This window comes from Murinocardiopsis flavida, from assembly GCF_003014485.1.
Taxonomy (GTDB): domain Bacteria; phylum Actinomycetota; class Actinomycetes; order Streptosporangiales; family Streptosporangiaceae; genus Murinocardiopsis; species Murinocardiopsis flavida.
In genome coordinates, this window is sequence record NZ_PYGA01000009.1 from 153,366 (window position 1) to 173,092 (window position 19,727).

Annotated in this window: 15 protein-coding genes; 10 read left to right on the plus strand and 5 right to left on the minus strand. The window is 71.6% G+C overall.

Translation table 11 applies throughout. From position 1 onward, the window contains the following. The first annotated feature begins 331 nt into the window (after positions 1 to 331). Positions 332 to 3,295, plus strand: coding sequence for a preprotein translocase subunit SecA (gene secA / locus CLV63_RS14420; protein WP_106583519.1), 2,964 nt, complete (start codon positions 332 to 334; stop codon positions 3,293 to 3,295). Between the two features lie 73 nt (positions 3,296 to 3,368). Then, the gene (locus tag CLV63_RS14425) at positions 3,369 to 4,049 is read left to right on the plus strand and encodes a RibD family protein (protein ID WP_106583520.1); all 681 of its coding nucleotides are present in this window, start codon (positions 3,369 to 3,371) and stop codon (positions 4,047 to 4,049) included. Positions 4,050 to 4,236: 187 nt separating this feature from the next. On the opposite strand, the gene CLV63_RS14430 is transcribed toward CLV63_RS14425, so the two are convergent. After that, on the minus strand, positions 4,237 to 5,682 hold the full coding sequence (locus CLV63_RS14430; RefSeq protein ID WP_211301306.1) for a PTS transporter subunit EIIC: 1,446 nt from the start codon (positions 5,680 to 5,682) through the stop codon (positions 4,237 to 4,239). Positions 5,683 to 5,803: 121 nt separating this feature from the next. Continuing rightward, positions 5,804 to 6,544, minus strand: coding sequence for a GntR family transcriptional regulator (locus tag CLV63_RS14435; protein ID WP_106583522.1), 741 nt, complete (start codon positions 6,542 to 6,544; stop codon positions 5,804 to 5,806). A 230-nt stretch (positions 6,545 to 6,774) separates the two neighbouring features. On the opposite strand from CLV63_RS14435, the gene CLV63_RS14440 reads away from it, so the two are divergent. From CLV63_RS14440 to CLV63_RS14465, 6 genes are all read left to right on the plus strand, one after another. Beyond that, complete coding sequence (locus tag CLV63_RS14440; protein ID WP_245928817.1) at positions 6,775 to 7,818, plus strand: SIS domain-containing protein; 1,044 nt, start codon at positions 6,775 to 6,777, stop codon at positions 7,816 to 7,818. A gap of 265 nt (positions 7,819 to 8,083) precedes the next feature. Beyond that, positions 8,084 to 8,320: a glucose PTS transporter subunit EIIB gene (locus CLV63_RS14445; RefSeq protein WP_106583524.1), complete on the plus strand. Its 237-nt coding sequence runs from the start codon at positions 8,084 to 8,086 to the stop codon at positions 8,318 to 8,320. Between the two features lie 80 nt (positions 8,321 to 8,400). Next, the gene (locus tag CLV63_RS14450; protein ID WP_106583525.1) at positions 8,401 to 8,847 is read left to right on the plus strand and encodes a PTS sugar transporter subunit IIA; all 447 of its coding nucleotides are present in this window, start codon (positions 8,401 to 8,403) and stop codon (positions 8,845 to 8,847) included. A 208-nt stretch (positions 8,848 to 9,055) separates the two neighbouring features. Continuing rightward, on the plus strand, positions 9,056 to 9,679 hold the full coding sequence (locus CLV63_RS14455) for an HAD family hydrolase (protein WP_245928829.1): 624 nt from the start codon (positions 9,056 to 9,058) through the stop codon (positions 9,677 to 9,679). Between the two features lie 177 nt (positions 9,680 to 9,856). Beyond that, complete coding sequence (ptsP, locus tag CLV63_RS14460; protein ID WP_106583527.1) at positions 9,857 to 11,539, plus strand: phosphoenolpyruvate--protein phosphotransferase; 1,683 nt, start codon at positions 9,857 to 9,859, stop codon at positions 11,537 to 11,539. A gap of 245 nt (positions 11,540 to 11,784) precedes the next feature. After that, a complete protein-coding gene (locus tag CLV63_RS14465) occupies positions 11,785 to 13,437 on the plus strand; it encodes a glycoside hydrolase family 3 protein (protein ID WP_106583528.1) in 1,653 nt (550 codons plus the stop codon). Between the two features lie 83 nt (positions 13,438 to 13,520). Here CLV63_RS14465 and CLV63_RS14470 read toward each other — a convergent pair whose 3' ends face one another. Together CLV63_RS14470 and CLV63_RS14475 are read right to left on the minus strand one after the other, a co-directional pair. Further along, positions 13,521 to 14,894: a hypothetical protein gene (locus CLV63_RS14470; protein ID WP_106583529.1), complete on the minus strand. Its 1,374-nt coding sequence runs from the start codon at positions 14,892 to 14,894 to the stop codon at positions 13,521 to 13,523. 239 nt (positions 14,895 to 15,133) lie between these two features. After that, entirely contained in the window at positions 15,134 to 16,357 is a 1,224-nt protein-coding gene (locus CLV63_RS14475) for an acyl-CoA dehydrogenase family protein (RefSeq protein WP_106583530.1), read from the minus strand. Positions 16,358 to 16,514: 157 nt separating this feature from the next. On the opposite strand from CLV63_RS14475, the gene CLV63_RS14480 reads away from it, so the two are divergent. Both CLV63_RS14480 and CLV63_RS14485 read left to right on the plus strand, forming a co-directional pair. Continuing rightward, a complete protein-coding gene (locus tag CLV63_RS14480; protein WP_106583531.1) occupies positions 16,515 to 17,183 on the plus strand; it encodes an HAD family hydrolase in 669 nt (222 codons plus the stop codon). Positions 17,184 to 17,417: 234 nt separating this feature from the next. Beyond that, positions 17,418 to 17,885, plus strand: coding sequence for a DUF6912 family protein (locus tag CLV63_RS14485; RefSeq protein WP_106583532.1), 468 nt, complete (start codon positions 17,418 to 17,420; stop codon positions 17,883 to 17,885). A gap of 16 nt (positions 17,886 to 17,901) precedes the next feature. Here CLV63_RS14485 and CLV63_RS14490 read toward each other — a convergent pair whose 3' ends face one another. Beyond that, entirely contained in the window at positions 17,902 to 19,533 is a 1,632-nt protein-coding gene (locus tag CLV63_RS14490; RefSeq protein WP_106583533.1) for a hypothetical protein, read from the minus strand. Positions 19,534 to 19,727 lie beyond the last annotated feature (194 nt).

Genomic DNA, 19,727 nt, shown 5'->3' on the forward strand with positions numbered 1-19,727 from the left:
TGCCCTGAACTCCCTGCCCACGATTTCCCTGCCCCCGAACTCCCGGCCCCGGATTCCCGCCTCCCGATCTCCGGCCCTCGATTCTCACCTGGTCCTAACCCTCGGGTGACAGTCTGGGGGAGCGGCCGCACCCGCGCGGCCGCCGCGCCCACCGAGGTCAGGGCCGCGGGCCCGGCCTGAAGCGGCGGCATCGCGGCGCCCCGTCCCGCGCAGCGCGCTCGTATGCAACGGTCGAGGTACTAGGGTCGCCTACGATGGAATGCTGGGTGTAGTGGAGTAGTCGCCCCGCCTCAACCGACGCGGGCCACGATCGGCGAGGAGCGCATAGGAAGTGCCAGGCATACTCGACAAGGTCCTGCGCGCGGGCGAAGGCAAGATCCTGCGTAAGCTCAAGAAGCTCAAGGACCAGATCAACTCGATCGAGGACGACTACGTCGATCTGAGCGACGCCGATCTGCGCGAACTCACCGACGAGTACAAGCAGCGCTACGAGGACGGCGAGTCACTCGACGACCTGTTGCCCGAGGCGTTCGCCACGGTGCGCGAGGCCGCCAAGCGCACGCTCGGCCAGCGCCACTTCGACGTCCAGCTCATGGGCGGCGCCGCGCTGCACCTCGGCAACATCGCCGAGATGAAGACCGGCGAGGGCAAGACCCTCACGGCGACCCTTCCCGTGTACCTCAACGCGCTCTCCGGGAAGGGCGTGCACGTCGTCACCACCAACGACTACCTCGCCCGCCGCGACGCCGAGAACATGGGCCGCATCTACCAGTTCCTGGGTATGGAGGTCGGGGTCATCGTCCCCGACATGTCCAACGACGAGCGCCGCAAGGCCTACCTCGCCGACATCACCCACGGCACCAACAACGAGTTCGGCTTCGACTACCTCCGCGACAACATGGCGCTGTCAAAGGACGACCTCGTGCAGCGCCAGCACCACTACGCCATCGTGGACGAGGTCGACTCCATCCTCATCGACGAGGCGCGCACCCCGCTCATCATCAGCGGGCCCGCGGAGCAGAACTCGCGCTGGTACTCCGAGTTCGCCAAGATCGCGCCGCGGCTGCGCGGCGTCGAAGTGCGCGACCAGGACAACCTCCGCGAGATCGAAGAGCGCGACGGCGTCACCTACCACTACGAGTACAACCTCAAGAAGCGCACGGTCGGCATCACCGAGGCCGGTGTCGCGAAGGTCGAGGACTGGCTCGGCATCGAGAACCTGTACGAGGCGGTCAACACCCCTCTCATCAGCTTCCTGAACAACTCGCTGAAGGCGAAGGAGCTCTTCAAGCGCGACAAGGAGTACGTCGTCAAGGACGGCGAGGTCCTGATCGTCGACGAGTTCACCGGTCGCGTCCTGGCCGGCCGCCGCTACAACGAGGGCATGCACCAGGCCATCGAGGCCAAGGAGAAGGTGCGGATCAAGGACGAGAACCAGACCCTCGCCAAGGTCACCCTCCAGAACTACTTCCGGCTGTACGAGAAGCTCGCCGGGATGACCGGTACCGCCACCACCGAGGCGGCCGAGTTCAACCAGACCTACGACATCGGCGTCGTGCCCATCTCCACGAACATGCCGATGGTCCGCACCGACCGCAAGGACATCGTCTACAAGAACGAAGAGGTCAAGTTCGACGCGGTCGTCGACGACATCGCCGAGTGCCACGAGAAGGGCCAGCCGGTGCTGGTCGGCACCACCAGCGTCGAGAAGTCCGAGCTGCTGTCGAAGCTGCTCAAGCGCAAGGGCATCCCGCACGAGGTGCTGAACGCGAAGAACCACGCGCGTGAGGCGTCCATCATCGCCCGGGCGGGCAAGCTCAGCTCCGTCACCGTCGCCACCAACATGGCGGGCCGCGGCACCGACATCATGCTCGGCGGCAACCCCGAGTTCATGGCCGACGAAGAGCTCCAGGCGCGGGGCCTCGCTCCGCTGGAGACCCCCGAGGACTACGAAGAGGCGTGGCCCGCGGCGCTCGAAAAGGCCAAGCAGGAGTTCGACGAAGAGCACGAGCAGGTGGTCGACGCCGGCGGGCTGTACGTCCTCGGCACCGAGCGGCACGAGTCGCGCCGCATCGACAACCAGCTCCGCGGCCGCTCCGGCCGCCAGGGCGACCCCGGGATGTCGCGCTTCTACCTCTCCTTGCAGGACGACCTGATGCGGCTGTTCAACAGCGCCCGCGTCGAGATCATCATGGAGCGGCTGAAGATCCCCGAGGACCAGCCCATCGAGCACGGTGTGGTCAGCAAGGCCATCATGAGCGCTCAGGGCCAGGTCGAGGTCCAGAACTTCGAGATCCGCAAGAACGTCCTGAAGTACGACGAAGTCATGGACCGCCAGCGCAAGGTCATCTACGCCGAGCGCCGCAAGGTCCTCGACGGCGCCGACCTCCAGGAGCAGGTCGAGGCCATGCTCGACGACGTCCTTGAGGGCTACGTCCGCCAGGCCACCGCGGAGGGCGACGCCGAGGACTGGGACCTCGAACGGCTGTGGAAGGCGTTCGGCCAGGTCTACCCGGTCAGCTTCACGGCCGACGAACTGGTCGAGGACAACGGCGGCGAGATCAGCACGATCACCCCCGACATCCTCATCCAGCGCGTCACCGAGGACGCCCGCTCCGCCTACGCCCGGCGCGAGGAGGAGCTCGGCGCCGAGAACATGCGCGAGGTCGAGCGCCGCGTCATCCTCCAGGTCATGGACCGCAAGTGGCGCGAGCACCTCTACGAGATGGACTACCTCCAGGAGGGCATCGGCCTGCGCGCCATGGCGCAGCGCAACCCGCTGATCGAGTATCAGCGGGAGGGCTTCGACATGTTCCAGGAGATGCTCGCGAGCATCAAGGAGGAGGCCGTCGGCTTCCTGTTCAACGTCGAGGTGCAGGTCAACAACAAGGAGGACGACTCCGAGGTCTCCGCGTCCAGCGCCGCCGCCACCGCGGCGGCCAAGGCCGGCGCCCTCGCGGCGGCAGTGGGCGGCGACACCGCCGTCCGCCCCGGCTCCGGTGATTCCGCCGGATCCGACGAGGACTCCGAGGACGCCGAGGGCGACTCCGCCGATGCGGAGTCCGACGACGCAGCCGCGGCCGCCGCCTCCGACCGTCCCGACCTCGTCGTCCCCGGGTTCGGCGAGGGCCGCCCCGGACGGCTCGACTACTCCGCCCCGAGCGAGACCGGCGGGGTCGAGAAGCGCTCCGAGACCGTCGACGACGCCTACGCCGGCACGTCCCGCAACGCGCCGTGCCCGTGCGGCTCGGGCAAGAAGTACAAGAAGTGCCACGGCGCGCCGAACGCCAAGTAGTGCGGCGCTCGCACGACCGACGGCCAGGGGCCCCGCGGTGCGCGGGGCCCCTGGCCGCTCCCGGGCCCCTGCCGTGAGCGGCGACCGCCCCTACACCACCCTCAGCTGCGCGATGTCCCTCGACGGCCACATCGACGACCTCGCGCCCCGGCGCCTGGTGCTGTCCGACGACGCCGACTGGGACCGCGTCGACGCCGTCCGCGCCGACCACGACGCGATCCTCGTGGGCGCGGGCACCGTCCGCGCCGACGACCCCCGGCTGCTGGTCCGCTCCGAGCGGCGCCGGGCCGCCCGTGTCGCCGCGGGCCGCCCGCCGAACCCGCTGCGCGTCACCCTCACCAGCGGGGGCGGCCTCGACCCCGGGCACAGGATGTTCGCCGACACCGCCGCGCCCACGCTCGTGTACACATCGGCGTCCGCAGCCCCGGCGCTCACCCGGCATCTCGCCGCGGCCCCCGCTGCCACCGTCGTCGCAGCGGGCGAACCGCTGGACCTGCGCGTACTACTGGCCGACCTGCGCGGGCGCGGTGTCGAGCGGCTGATGGTCGAGGGCGGCGGGCGCGTCCACACCCGCTTCCTCGCCGAGTCCCTCGCCGACGAGCTGCACCTCGTCATCGCCCCGTTCATGGTGGGGGAGGGGGCCGCACCGCGGTTCCTGTACCCCGCGGCGTTCCCGCAGACCCCGGCGGCGCCCATGCGGCTCGCCGAGGCGAAGGCGCAGGGCGACCTCGTGCTGCTGCGCTACCTCCTGTAGCTGCGCTGCTTCCTGACCTGCGCTGCTGCCTGACCTTCCCTGCTTCCTGAACTCCCGAGTTGCCCTGCCCCCTGAACCGCCGGGGACACGGACAAGGGGCGGGCCCGCGGGCCCGCCCCTCACCTGTTCCCGATGCTTCAGTTGTTTCGGATACTTCGGATGTCGCCCGGACTGCGGAGCCGACCGGTCAGGTGCCGGTCCCGTCCTTGTCGCCTTGGGCGCCGTCGGCCTTGGGACGTGGCTCCGGCTGCGGCTCCGCGGCAGGGGTGCTGTCGCCGGCGGCGATCGGGACCTCGACGTCGGGGTTCACCGCGATGGACGCGCCCTCCTCGATCGGCTCGCGCCCAGGGGTCGCGATGTTCAGCCGGGTGATGAGGAAGTAGAAGATCACGTAGTACAGCGCGAAGTACAGCACGCCCATACCGAGGATCAGCGCCAGTCCGGTGGTGTTCGACTTCGTCGCGTTGAGCAGCATGTCGATCAGTCCGGCGGAGAATCCGAAGCCGAGATGGGCGTCGAGCGCGTTCAGGATCGCCATCGATATGCCCGTCAGGACGACGTGCACGACGAACAGCATCGGCGCGATGAAGATGAACGCGAACTCGATGGGCTCGGTGATCCCGGTGACGAACGCGGTCAGCGCGCCGGAGATCATGATGCCGCCGACGGCGGCGCGCTGGCTGGGGTGCGCGGCCCGCCACATCGCCAGGGCAGCTGCGGGCAGGCCGAACATCAGCACGGGGAAGAACCCGGACAGGAAGCCGCCGGCGGTGGGGTCGCCCGCGAAGTAGCGGTTGATCTCGCCGTGCACGACGCCGTCAGGGCCTTCAAAGGTGCCGAAGATGAACCAGACCACGGAGTTCACGACGTGGTGCAGGCCGAACGGCAGTAGCAGCCGGTTGACGATGCCGTAGGCGCCGGCGCCGATCCAGCCGGAGGTCATGATCCACTCGCCGAGGCTGTTGATCCAGCCGCCGACGGTCGGCCAGAGGAAGCCGAACGCCACACCGAGGATCAGGCCGGCGAGGGCGGTGATGATCGGCACGAAGCGGCGGCCGCCGAAGAATCCCAGCCAGGTGGGCAGCTTGATCCGGTAGTAGCGCTGCCACAGCAGCGCCGCGACCAGGCCGATGACGATGCCGCCGAGGACGTCCGTGGGGTTCTTGGCGCCCCAGTTGATCGCCGGTTCCAGTGTGGAGATGTCCCCTTCGGCGGGGACGCGGGTGCTGGGGTCGGCCGCTGCCGCGTAGGTGGTGACCCGCGTGCCGACGTCGCCCTGCGGCCCGTCGAACGCGAAGAACACCACCTTGGACACCCGGTCGAAGACCAGGTAGCCGACAACGGCGGCGAGGGCTGTGGAGCCGTCGGCCCGCTTCGCGAAGCCGATGGCGACACCCACCGCGAACAGCAGGGGCATCAGTTCGAACAGCGCGTTGCCGGCCTGTCCGACGACGTTGGCGACCTGTTCCCAGCCGCCGATGGCGCCGAGGAGGTCGGGCTGGCCGAGGCGCAGCAGGATGGCTGCCGCGGGGAGCACGGCAATGGGCATCATCAGGCTGCGCCCGATGCGCTGGAGGATGGCGAGTGCCGCTGATGGGGCCTTCGCCTGTTCTGCCGGCATGGTGGAGCTCATCGGTGGTTCTCCCATGACTTGCAGGTGAGAGGGGGCGGAAGTGGGGAGCGGGTCTGCGCGGTGCGGAGCGCTGGTCGGCAGGGTGCTGGCGTCGGCGGGTCGTCCGGGCGGCGCGGTGCCGCTAACCCGCGGCGCGCCGGCGCGGGTCGAGTGCCGTTTGGAGTTGGTAGCGGTCGCCGCGGTAGGACGACGTGGCGACCTCGACGCAGCGCCCGTTGCTGAAGCTGCGGCGCTGCATCAGCAGTACGGGGCTGCCCGGCGGGAGCCGGAGCAGCTTCGCGTCAGTGGGGTCGCAGATGGCGGCTTCGATGGTCTGCTCGCCGGAGTCGAGCAGCACTCCGTACTCTTCTTCGAGCAGTTGGTACAGGGAGCGGCCGGCCAACGAGTGGGTGTCGAGGTCCGGGGCGAAGGACAGGGGGATGGTGGACCGTTCGACCGCCATAGGTTCGTCGTCGGCGGTGCGCAGGCGCTGGATATGGTGCACGCGCGTGCCGGGCGGGAGGTCGAGCATCCGGGCGGCGTGCCCTCCGGCGGGTTCGATCCGGCGCAGGATGTCGCGCGAGCCGGGGGTGAAGCCGCGCTGGCGCATGTCGTGGGTGAAGGATGCGAGGGCGAGGGCCATGGCGATCTTGGGGCGTGCCACGAAGGTGCCCTTGCCGGGGACCCGGTACAGCTTGCCTTCGGCGACGAGCTGGTCGATGGTCTGGCGGACGGTCATCCGCGACAGGCCGTATTCGGTGCCGAGCTCGCGCTCGGAGGGGATCGCGTCGTCCACGACCAGTCCGGAACCCTCGATGAGGTCCAGCAGGATCTCCCGGAGTTGTGAGTACTTCGGGATCGGGCTCGCCGGATCGATCGCCATGAGCGGTGCCTGTTCGCTGCGCGGTGGTGGACGTGGTCGGTTCGGAGCGGGTCTGATATGACTGGTATAGGCCGGACTAGACCACAGCACGACGCGGCGTGTCAATATCAGTCGCGCCGTTGCTTTCCAACAGCTTTCCAACTGCTTACATCTGCTTTCCACCAGTGTTCCAGCTGCGTTCCAGCTCGATATCGAATGGGCCGCGGGCCCTCAGCCATGGGGAGAAGTCAGTGCCAGCAACGACCAGCGTCATGCGCTCCGAGATCGATGAGCAGCCCCAGGCGCTGCGCGCCACGCTCGACGCGCTGCTGCCCAAGTCCGCGGAGATCGCCGCCCTTGCGCAGCAGACCCGCCAGGTCCTGTTCATCGCGCGCGGCACGTCCGACAACGCGGCCGTCTACGGCAGCTACCTGATCCAGGCGCACGCCGGGCGCCTCGCGAACCTCGCCTCGCCGTCCATCGCCACGGCCTACGGGGCGCGGATCGACCTCTCCGGTGTGCTCGCCGTCGCCATCTCCCAGTCGGGCAAGACCGAGGAGATCGTCGAGACGCTCCAATGGGCCGCCGACTGCGGTGCGAAGACCGTCGGCATCACCAACGGGGCCGACTCCCCGATGACCCGGATCGCCGACGTCGCACTGGTGACCCAGGCCGGGACCGAGCTCGCCGTCCCCGCCACCAAGACGTTCACCGCCCAGCTCGCCGCGCAGGCCGTGCTCGCCCTCGGCCTCGGCGCCGGGCTCGACGCCGCCGAACTGGAGCGGGTGCCCGACGTCGTCGAGGACATGCTCGGCCGCAACGAGGAAGCCATCGACGCGGTCGTCGAGCGCCTCGCCGGGGTGCACGGCACGGTGGTGTCCGGGCGCGGCATGGCATTCTCCACGGCGCTGGAGGCCGCCCTGAAGCTCAAGGAGGCGTGCTACCTGCACGCCATGGGACTCTCCTACGCCGACCTGCTGCACGGGCCCATGGCCGTGGTCGACGCCGACACCCCGGCGATCCTCATCGCGGCGAACAGCGGTCCGACCCTCGCGGGGACGGTCGCCCTGGCCGAGCGGGTCCGCGCGAACGGGGCGCCCGCCTACGCCATCGGCGGCGGATCCGCGCTCGCCGACGCCTGCGACCTCAGCGTCCCAGTGCCCGACCTGCCCGAATGGCTCGCACCGTTCAGCCTCATCGTCCCGGCGCAGATCATCACCGAGAAGCTGGCGCGGCGCCTCGGCTACGACCCCGACAGCCCCCGCGGGTTGAACAAGGTCACCCAGACCTCCTGACCTGAGCTCCCTGACCTGAGCTCCCTGACCTGAACCCTCTGACCTGAGCTCCCTGAACCGAGCCTCCTGATCTGATCCCTCTGATCTGATCCCGTCGACCTGGGCTCCCTGACCTGAGCCACCTGCGGCCCGTGCGCCCCGCTCGGGCCGCCCTGCCACTGGCGGGCGCGGCGGCGGCCTAAGCTCGGCCGTGGACCCGGAACCGGCGTACACTCCCGCTCGACCGAGCCCGGTCCGCACCTCGCCAACGCCCACTGGAGGAAGCATGTCCGACAAAGCAGCAGCGATCGTCGCCGGTCTCGGCGGGGCCGACAACATCGAAGACATCGAAGCCTGCATCACCCGGCTCCGCAGCGAGGTCGCCGACCCCGCGAAGGTCGACCAGGCCGCGCTGAAGGCCGCCGGCGCCCACGGTGTCCTGGTCTCCGGGAACGTCATCCAGGTCGTGGTCGGCCCCGAAGCCGACTCCCTGACCGACGACATCAACGACATCATCGGTTGAGGTCGGGCCGGCGCTGCCGGGCCGACCATCGACGCCGCGGGCGCGGCCGCCCGGCCGCGCCCACGCATGAGGAGGCAGCAGTGTTCTCTGTTCGCACACCCGTGGCGGGCTCCGCCGTGGGTCTCGCAGCGGTCCCCGACCCGGTGTTCGCCGAGGCGATGGTGGGCCCGGGTACCGCGGTCACCCCGAACGGCGGCAGCCAGGAGGCGGTCGCCCCGGTGGCGGGGACGGTCGTGAAGCTGCACGCGCACGCCTACGTCGTCGTCGGTGCCGACGGCCGCGGGGTGCTCGTCCACCTCGGGATCGACACGGTGAACCTGAACGGCGCCGGGTTCGAGAAGCTCGTGGACGAAGGCGCCGAGGTCGAGGCGGGCCGCCCCCTCATCCGCTGGAACCCGGACGAGGTCGCCGCGCGGGGGCTCTCGCCGATCGTGCCCGTCGTGGCGCTGGACGCCGCGGCCGACGCGGTCTCCGCCATCGCCGAAGGCGCCGTCGCCGTGGGAGACCCGCTGTTCCAGTGGGCCTGAGCTGGTGTCGGACCGGTACCGAGCACCGCTGCGCGGCTGCTAGACCGGAGCTGACCGCAAACCGAGAACCCACGGAGACGGAAGCCCTGTGCATCACCCTGACCACTCCGGACGCTCCGGACACTCCGGACAGCCCGATCACCCCGGCCCGCAGCCCTCCGGCCCCGGCCGGGACGCCGACGAGGACGGCGCGGCCCCCCGCGCGGCGCTGTTCGACCTCGACGGCACCCTGATCAACAGCGAGCCCCGCAGCCTCGCCACCTGGGCCAAGCTGCTCGACGCCCACAACGTGCCCTACGACGACGAGCGCCTGCACACCTTCATGGGGCGGCGCGGCCGCGATGTCCTCGCGGAGCAACCCGATCTGTTCCCCGGCGTGAGCTGGGACGTCCTCCTCGCCGAGCTGGGCGTGTACGGCTCGGCTCCGGACCTGCCCGAAGTGGAGCTGCTCCCCGAGTCGGTGCGGTTCGTGCGCCGCCTGCACGCCGAAGGCGTGCCGTTCGGCCTGGTCACCTCGGCCGGCCGGGACTGGGCGGAGTTGGCGCTCGACCGGCTCGGCGTGCGGGAGCTGTTCCGGGACCTGGTCACCGCGGGCGATGTCACGGTGGGCAAGCCCGACCCCGAGGGCTACCTCCAGGGCGCGGAGAAGCTGGGTTTCGCCCCCGAGCACGTCGTCGTGTTCGAGGACGCCCCCGCCGGTGTCGAAGCGGGCCGGCGCGCGGGGATGCGGGTCGTCGGCATCACCACCACGCACGCCCGCGACACCCTGGGGTCGGCCGACCTCGTCGTCGACCACCTGACCGAGGTCGACTGGCCGCGCATCGACGCCTAGTCCCCACGGCTCCGATGCCGCACCGGCCCCCGAAGCCGCCCCGAATGTCCCAAAAGCGTCCATAGTGCCGAATCGCGGGCCGCCGACCGGTGACGGCCCCGGTAAGCCTATGTACAATCACCGCAACCAAAGGCAAAACAAACTAAAACAATGTGAAGCCAAGGAGATGGGGAAGCAATGCCTAAATCCCTGACGGGTGTCGGCGTGAGCTCCGGCGTCGGCTACGGCCCATCGCTGCGCCTGACCCGGTCCGTGCCCGAGCCGCCCCCAGGCGACCGGCGCACACGCGACGCCGACTCCGAGACCGGCGTGGCCGTCAGGGCCATGGAGGACACGGCCGCCGACCTCACCGAACGCGGCGACCTGGCCGGCGGCCCGGCCAAGGAGGTCCTCGCGGCGCAGGCGCTCATGGCGCGCGACCCCTCGCTCGCCGACGACGTCCGGCGCCGCGTCGCCGACGGGACCTCGGCGGCGCGAGCGGTCTTCGAGTCCTTCGCGATGTACCGCGAAATGCTGCTGGGCGCCGGCGAGTACATGGCCGCGCGCGTCGCCGACCTCGACGACGTCCGCGACCGGGCGGTCGCCCGGCTGCTCGGCGTCCCCGTCCCCGGCGTCCCCGAATCGGACACCCCGTTCGTGCTGCTCGCGCAGGACCTCGCCCCCGCCGACACCGCCCTGCTCGACCCAGCGCGCGTCCTGGCGTTCGTCACCCGCGAAGGCGGCCCCACCAGCCACACCGCGATCCTCGCCCGCTCACTCGGCCTGCCCGCGGTCGTCTCCTGCGCCGACTCCGACACCATCGCCGACGGCACCATGCTGCTGGTCGACGGCGCCACCGGGGCCGTCACCCCCGAACCCGCCGCATCGGACGTCGACGCCGCGCGGGCCGCGGCAGCGGCGCGCGCCGACGCGGCCGCCCGGACCACCGGGCCCGGCGCCACCAAGGACGGCCACCCCGTCCCGCTGCTCGCCAACATCGGCGGCCCCAAGGATCTACCCGCCGCATTGGAGAACGGCGCCGAGGGCGTCGGCCTCTACCGCACCGAATTCCTGTTCCTGGACCGCGCCGACGCGCCCGGCCACGAGGAGCAGGTCGCCGCCTACCGCGCGGTCCTCGAAGCGTTCCCCGGCCGCAAGGTCGTCGTCCGCACCCTCGACTCCGGCGCGGACAAGCCCCTCGCGTTCCTCCCCCCGCCGGGGGAGGAGCCCAACCCCGCCCTCGGCGAGCGCGGGCTGCGCATGATGCGCCGCTTCCCCGAGGTGCAGGACGCCCAGCTCGCGGCGCTCGCCCAGGCCGAACGCGACACCGACGCCGACCTGCACGTCATGGCGCCCATGGTCACCGACCCCGAGGACGCCGACTACTTCGCCGCCGCGGCGGCCGACGCCGGGATCCGCACCGCGGGAATCATGATCGAGGTCCCCGCGGCGGCGCTGCGCGCCCGCCACCTCGCGGAGTCCGCCGCGTTCTTCAGCATCGGCACCAACGACCTCACCCAGTACGCGTGCGCGGCCGACCGCGAGGTGGGCGGCCTTGGCAGGTTCCAGGACCCGTGGCAGCCGGGCGTCCTCGACCTGGTCGCCGCCACCGCCGACGCGTCCGGTGCGGCAGGGCGCTCCTGCGGGGTGTGCGGCGAGGCGGCCGCCGACCCGGTCATGGCCTGCGTGCTGGTCGGCCTCGGGATCGACACGCTGTCCATGGGGGCGACCGCGCTGCCCATGGTCCGCGCCGCGCTCGCGCGGGTGACCCGGGCGCAGTGCCAGGCCGCCGCGGCGGCGGCCCGGGCCGCCCGCGGCCCGTCCGACGCCGTCGCAGCCGCCCGCGGCGCCCTTCCCGGACTCGCGGAACTGGGGCTCTGACCCCTTGCTCCGCACGCCCTGACCCCCGCGGGCCGTCCCCCTTGTCCCCGGGGTACTGGCCCCGGCCCGGCCCGGCCCACCGGGGACGCCGACCCCGGCCCCCTGCCCCCGGGCCGGCGGCGCGGCGTGCGCCGCCCGACGCATACGCGCACGCCGCGCCCCAGGGCGCCGTTATCGTGGGAGCCGCCTTCCCCCCTGACCCGGCCCGCCCGCGTCCCGTCTGCCCACGCCGTGAAGAGGACCCCATGCGAATCCGCCGCGCCGTTGCGCCGCTCTGCGCGCTCCTCCTCCTCACCGCCGGGTGCGCGGGCGCCGAAGAGGACGAGGGGCCCCGCGCCCAGCCGCCGAAGGCGTCCGACCCCGCCGACGCGGCGCGCGAACTCCTCGCCGACATGAGCACCAAGGACAAGATCGGCCAACTGTTCGTCCCGGTCGCCGTCGGCACCACGGCCGAGGAGAACGCCGAGCTGATCGACACGCACCGGCCCGGCGGCCTCATCTACTTCCCGGAGAACCTGGAGGACGCCGAGCAGATCGCGACCCTGTCCAACGGGCTCCAGGACCGCGCCGTCGACACCGGCGCCGGAGTCCCGCTGTTCCTCGGCATCGACCAGGAGCAGGGCATGGTCTCCCGGCTGCCGGTCGGCGCCCGGTTCCCCGACGCGATGGCGGTCGGCGCCACCGGCGACCCCGGCGCTGCCGACTCCCTCGCCCGCACCACCGCGAAAGAACTCGTGGCACTCGGGATCAACCTCGACTACGCGCCCACCGCCGACGTCAACGTCAACGCCGACAACCCGGTCATCGGCATCCGGTCCTTCGGCGCCGACCCCGGACTCGTCGGGACGATGATGGCGGCCGAGACCGAGGCGTTCTCCGACGAAGGCGTCGTCCCCGTCGTCAAGCACTTCCCCGGGCACGGCGACACCGACGTCGACAGCCACACCGGGCTCCCCGTCGTGGAGAAGAGCCGCGCCGAATGGGAGAAGGTCGACCTCCCCCCGTTCAAGAAGGCGGTCGAGGACGGCGCCGACGCCGTCATGACCGGGCACGTGTTCATGCCCGAACTCGACGACTCCGGCGAACCCGCCACACTGTCGAAGAACGTCACCACCGGGCTGCTGCGCGACGAACTGGGCTTCGACGGCGTCGTCTCCACCGACGCCCTGAACATGGAGGGGGTCCGCCAGACCCACGGCGACGGCGAGGTCGCGGTCCGCGCCATCGAGGCGGGCGCCGACCAGCTCCTCATGCCGCCCGACATGCCCGCCGCCGTCGACGCCGTCACCAAGGCCGTCGAGAAGGGGCGCATCTCGGCCAAGCGGCTCGACGCCTCGGTGCTGCGGCTGCTGGAACTCAAGGTCAAGCGCGGCCTGTTCGACGCCGAACCGGTCGACCCCGCCCAGGCCGAGTCCGCTGTCGGGACCAAGGGGCACAAGGCCGCGGCGCAGGACGTCGCCGACGCGTCGGTGACCCTGCTCCGCAACAAGAGCGACGTCCTCCCGCTGCGCGAGGGCGCGAAGGTGCAGGTGGTGGGGGAAGGGGCCGAGCAGATCGGCGCGGCCCTGGAGGACCTGGGGGCGACCCTCACCGACTCGGCCGGGCAGGCCGACGCGGTGGTCGCGGGGACCCTCAGCGCCCGCGGCGAGGCCGACCAGAAGGCCGTGGTCACACGGGCACGCGACTCCGGCACCCCCGTGATCGTGGTCGCCCAGGGCAACCCCTACGACATCAGCGAACTGCCCGGCCTCGACGGCTACCTCGCCACCTACTCCTCCGTGGGCGTCTCACGGACGGCCGCCGCACGGGTCGTCATGGGGAAGGTGCGGCCCACCGGCACACTCCCGGTGGACATCCCCGGAACCGACCTGAAGACGGGCGACGGCCTGCACTACTGACCGGCGAGCCCGACCTGTGAGACCCGACCGGTGACACCGGGGGCCGCCCCTCCGCGAGCGCGCCACGCGCCTCAGTGCTCGCCTCAGTGCTCGTGGTCGTGCTCTTCCTCGTTCCCTTCCTTGTCCCCTTCCTTGTTCTCGCCCTCGTGGTCGTTCTCGTGCTCGTCCGCCGCGCCGGTTTCGAGCGGGGCGAGGCCGACGATCGCGAGGTCGCGCGGCGCGTAGTCGAACGCCATGCTGCGGCCGGCTTCGAGGCCCTTCCGGTCCACCGCGACCTCCACGACCTCCTTGGTGGTCGGGTTCAGGACGTAGGCGAAGTTCTCGGCCGCGGCGACCACCGCCCGGCTGCCGTCCTCGCTCTCGGTACGGAACTTCTCCGTCGCCTGGACCTTGGCGACGACCTCGGCCTTCTCGGGGTCGATCGCGTGCAGCACACCGTCCTTGGTCAGGACCAGCCCCTGCTCCCAGTACGGGTCCCACGCCACCGTGGCGACCCCGCCGGGCACCTCCACGGGGGTCGAGGTGTCCTTCTCGGTGTCGATGACCACAACGGTGTCCTCGGAGTAGTCGCCGAGGACCCGGGTCGCCCCCTGCTGGCCGACGATGGTGCCGGTCTTCTCCTCCTCGCCGCCCTTGGTGGGGCCGTCGATCTTCTCGGCCTCCCAGGAGCCGTCGTGCCGGTGGAGTTTCAGCACGCCGTCGAGGCAGCCGAACAGCACGGTGTCGTCATCGGGGGAGAACTCGCCGTGCAGGTCCGGGCAGTCCTTGAACGCCTTGGTCTGCTTGCCGTCGGCCCCGATCACCTGCGCGCCGACCCGTCGGTCGTTGTCGGGACCCTTGCCGTCGCCGAGGCTCGCGATCAGCTCGTCGCCGATGGGGACGGCGACCCCGTGGTGGGCGTCTCCGCCGCGCACGGGGTCGCCCTCCGCCGCGAGGTCCTTCGGGGCGCCCTCGCCGAGATGCACCATGGTGATGCCCGCGTCGCCGTCGGCGAAGACCGCCGCGTGGTCGCCGTGGGCCACGACGTGCGACGGGGCCGGGACGTCGATGGCGCCGTCGACCACCGACGGGTCGATGTGGGCCGCGTCCTCGTGGTCGCCGTGCGCCTTCGAGCGGATTCCCGCGTCGATGAGCTGCACGGTGTCGTCGTCGCCCTGCACGGCGAAGACGCGGGTGCCCGAGGGGTCGGTGGGGTGCAGGCGCGCGGCGCCCTTGGTCTTCAGCGTGCCGGCGCTCTTCCCGGAGGCGACGTCGATGACGTCGACCCGGCCGCTCCCGGCGTCGGACACCAGCAGCCGCGGTTTGACGGCGCCGTGCGCCGCCTTCCGGGGCTTCCAGTCGGCGGTTGCCGCCTCGTCCGTGCCGCCGGCGTTGTCGCCGCTGCCATCGCCACCGCCGCAGGCCGAGGCCAGCAGGACCAGCGGGAGGAGGGCGGCCGCGAACGCGGAGCTGCGCATAATGCTCCTTAAGTAATGAAAACGGTTTTCATTCTTATATCATATGTCCGGTTTGGCCGGCACATCCCGGGGCAGCACGACGCCCGCGGACCGGAGCGGTCCACGGGCGTCATGCCAGGTCACCTAATCGGGTCGGTGCCTCCTGCTGCTCTCCAGCCGGGCTGTCTTGCCGCCTGCCTACTGCGCCACTGTCCGCCTATCGCCTATCGCCTATCGCCTACCGCCTATCGCCAATTGCGCTACTGCGCCGCTTCCCGGGGGGCCGCCGCCTGGTGCTTGAGCTCACGGCGCGCGATCGAGCGCAGGTGCACCTCGTCAGGGCCGTCGAAGATACGCATGGCACGGGCATGCGCGTACATCAGGGCGAGCGGGACGTCGTCGCCCACCCCGGCGCCGCCGTGTACCTGGATCGCCCGGTCGAGCACCTCGGTCGCCGTGCGCGGCGCCGCCACCTTGATCGCGGCGATCTCCGTCCGCGCGGCCTTGGTGCCGTATCGGTCGATGAGCCACGCGGTCTTCATGACCAGCAGCCGGGCCTGCTCGATGCTGAGCCGCGACTCCGCGATCTGCTGCTGGACCACGCCCTGGTCCGAAAGGGGGCCGCCGAACGCCGTGCGCGACGCCGCCCGCCGGGTCATCAGCTCAAGCGCGCGCTCCGCCATGCCCAGCGCGCGCATGCAGTGGTGCACGCGGCCCGGCCCCAGCCGCGCCTGGGCGATCATGAACCCGTCGCCCTCCCCGGCGACCAGGTTCGCCGCCGGCACCCTGACCCCGGTGAACCGCAGTTCGCAGTGGCCCTCCTGGTCCTGGAAGCCGAACACCGGCATCGACCGCACCACCTCCAGCCCGGGGGTGTCGCGCGGGACGAGGATCATCGACTGCCGCCGGTGCGGCGCTGCCGCGGGATCGGTCCGGCCCATGACGATCAGCACCGCGCAGCGCGGATCCGCCATCCCGCTGATCCACCATTTGCGGCCGTCGATGACGTAGTCGTCGCCGTCGCGGACGATCGAGGTCTCGATGTTGGCGGCGTCGGAGGACGCGACGTCGGGCTCCGTCATGGCGAACGCCGACCGGATCTCCCCTGCGAGCAGCGGGTCGAGCCAGCGGCTCCGCTGCTCCGGGGTGCCGAACATGTGCAGCACCTCCATGTTCCCGGTGTCGGGCGCCGAGCAGTTCAGCGCCTGCGGAGCCAGCGCGGGGGAGCGGCCGGTCAGTTCGGCGAGAGGGGCGTAGTCGGTGACGCTCAAGCCGCTGACGTCGGGCAGGAAGAGATTCCACAGCCCGCGCTTGCGCGCCTCGGCCTGCAACTCCGCCGAGACCGGCGGCAGTTCGTGGTTGTCCGGCCCGGCGGCGGCGCGCCACCGCGCATACACCGGCTCGGCAGGGTAGACGTGATCGGACATGAACTCCCGCAGTGCGGCCAGGTACTCGCGGGCGACGGGGCTCGGCTCGAAGTCCATGCCGCCGAGTATGGCATCCGACCGACCAGTCGGTACCGCGAGGATTGGCGGTCGCCGCAGCGGGGAAAGAACACCGCCCCGGACAGCAGTGCCCCAGGGGGGGACCCCGAACCCGGGGCCCGGCAACGGGCCCCCGAACCGGACGGAGGCGGTCGCTGTGCCGCAGACCTGCCGTGCAATCATCACCGACTGGGGAGGGGTGCTCACCTCCCCGCTCCTTGACTCCATCGACGCCTGGCTCGCAGCCGACGGCATCGACCCCGACGTCTACCGGGGGGTCATGAGCACCTGGTTCCGCGGCGGTCACGGCGGCAACGGCTACGGCACGGACAACCTGATCCACGCGCTGGAACGCGGCGAGATCGCCCCCGCGGAGTTCGAGTCCCTGCTGGCGGCCGAACTGCGGCTCCTCAACGGCGGCCCCGTCCCGGCCGAGGGCATGCTGGGGCGCATGTTCGCCACGTTCCTGCCGGTCGACGCCATGTACGCGCACCTGGGCCAGGCGCGCAGGCAGGGGGTCCGCACCTGCCTGCTGTCGAACTCCTGGGGCAACGGCTACCCGCGCGACCGCTTCCCCGCCGCCTTCGACTCCGTCGTCATCTCCGGCGAGGTGGGCATGCGCAAACCCGAGCCGGAGATCTTCGCCCACGCGGTGGACCAGGTGCGGATCCCCGTCGAGGAATGCGTGTTCATCGACGACATCGAGCACAACGTGCGTGCGGCGGTCGACCTCGGCATGGTCGGCATCCTGCACCGCGACGCGGAGGAGACCCGCGCCCGGCTGGAGGAGGTCTGCGGAATCCGCCTCGACGCGATCTCTGTCTGACGGGCTGTCTGACGGGCTGTCTGACGGACTGCCTGACCGGCCGGCTGACCGGACGGTTGGCCGGGCCGGTGATCGGCCGGCGGTCCGCCGCAGCACACCTGGCCGTCCGGCCTGCTATCCGGCCGATCGGCCGGTCGGCGTCGGCCGGGTGTGACGCGGCGGGCCGCGGAGTTGCCAGACTGGGATGCGCGGCACCGTGCCGCCCATCCCGAACCGAGAAGAACGGCCCGACCGATGCGCATCTACCTGCCGACCACCCTTCCGGCGCTGGCGGCGGCACTCGCCGCAGGGCGCGTCGAGGGCGACGACGGGACACCGCTGCGCGCCTACGCGGCGACCGCCGCACTGCGCGGCCTCGTCGGCGACGACGACGAGGCACTGGAGTACGAGGCGATGCGCGCCGCCGCCGACGCGTCCCTGCGCCTGCTCGCCGCCGACCCGGCCGCCCCCCGCCGCAGGGTGGTGCTCGCCGCGGACATCCCCGACACCGCCATCGACCCTGTTCACGACGCAGACCCTGCCGATCCCGGCGGGCCCGACGACCCGGCCGCCGTTGCCGTGCGCGGCGGCGTCCCCCTCAAGCGGGTGGCGTCCGGGCACGTCGACGACGACGCGGCGGCCGACGACATCGCCGCCGGCCGCACCGACGACCACGAACTCCTGTGGTTCGCGACGCAGGAACTCCCCTACCTCGTGGAGTGACCGCCCCGGCGGCGGATCAGCGCCCGCCCTCCAGCAGCGCGTACACGGCGCGCAGGTCGTCGGCGACACCGGCCTGCGCGTCCATCGCGCTCTGATACAGCGTGCGCCAATTCGCGGCGCCCCTCTCGGTCTGCTGACGAAGAAACTGGTCGACCCCGGTGCCGGTGTCGGAGGTGTCCCTGGACACCTTGACGTTGTACGCGATCCCGGCGACGACGAACGCCCCGGCGATGACCCACGCCACTGCGCTGCCTGTCGCCACTGCGACCACGGCGGCGAGCAGGGCACCGCCGCCAAGCGAGCCGTACCAGGCCTTGGCGTTCCCCGGTTCCGGAGCGGACGCGGCGATCGAGTTCTGAACGGCGGCGATCGACGCCTCGTCGGGACCCGCCGACGACACCTCGATCCGCCGACCCGCGTAGCTCACGACCGCCTTGTCCTCGAACGGGGCGCTCGCCTGCTCGGCGAGCCGGTCGGCCGCCGCGCGGATATGCGGGCCGAACGCCAGCAGCGCGGCCCTGCCGCGCTGCTCGGGGACGTCGGAGCCGGTGGCGTCGGCCCGCAGCAGGTCCATGGCGCTGCCGACCGGCGCGTCCCACCGCAACTGCCCCGGGGCGGTCGACGGGCTGCCGTTCCCCTCGATGATGTCGCGGAGCTGCGCGACCCGCGCGAGGATCGGGGCCTCCTTGTCGGCGCCCTCGTCGATGAGGAGCCGCAGCACGTGGGGGACCTCGGCCCCGGTGTCGGTCGCGCCCTCCGCGTCGGTGATGCCCTTTGAACCGGCGGTGCCTTCTGAACCGGCGGTGCCTTCTGAACCGGGGGTGCTTGCTGGACCGGTGGTGCCCGTAGGGCTGCTGAGGCGGTCCTGGAGCAGGGACCGCAGCGCGCCGAGGCGGTCGGCGTAGGTGATCCGGTTGGCGGCGTCGGCGGTCCCCTGCAAGCCGCGCGGGACCTGGACGGCCGACCTGCCGCCGACCGCCTCCCAGTCCGCCGCGGCCCCCTGGCCGGAGTCGCGGTCGACCACGTTCAGCATGTGCCGCCGGACGAGATCGCGCGCGGCGTCGCCGAACGCGCCGTCGGCAGCGGCGGTCCACAGCTCCCGCTGGTGGCGGCGCACCTCGGCCGGAATATCGGGCAGCGCGCTGTTCAACAGCTCCACGGCGTACTGGGCGGTGCCTTCGGAACCCGCCAGCGTCCGCAGCGCGAGGAGGGTGAACACCGCGGTGCGCTCGGGGTCGCGGGCGTGCGCCGCCTCGATGTACGCCTTGGCCTTCGCCGTGTCGCCGCGCAGCGCCGCCGAGACGCCCTCGGCCGCCGGTGCGAGCCAGTACCCGGTGACGTCCGCGATGCCGAGCCCGCCCGCCGACTCGTGGTCCGACGTGCCGTCGAGCAGCGCGCCGACCTCGTAGCGCACGCGCGCCGGGCCGTCGAAGCCGACGAGCTCCGCGCGCAGGTCGCTCAGCTCGACGAACGCGTCGAAGGACCGCGACAACCGGTCCAGCCGCTGCTCAAGGGTCCCCTTGACCTCGCTTAGCTCCGAGTGCAGCCGCTTGGCCTGCGCGGCCGCCGTCCGGCGGGCGGCGGCGAGCTGTTCGTCGATCTCCCCGATCCGCTGGTTCTGGCGTCGTTCGGCCCAGTAGTTGCTCATGACTTCTACGCTGCTTTCGTCCGGACTCCGGAGATCCCAGGAGTGCGACGTACACGGTAACCGCCCGGTTCCCCACTGTGTTTCGGCCGTGTCCCTGCCGTGCCACCACCGTGCCACTGCCGTGCTCGTCCCGATATGGGGCCGCGGGGCCGTGTTCGTGTGCGTCGGTGCGGCAAGATAGGGAGGAGGAGACC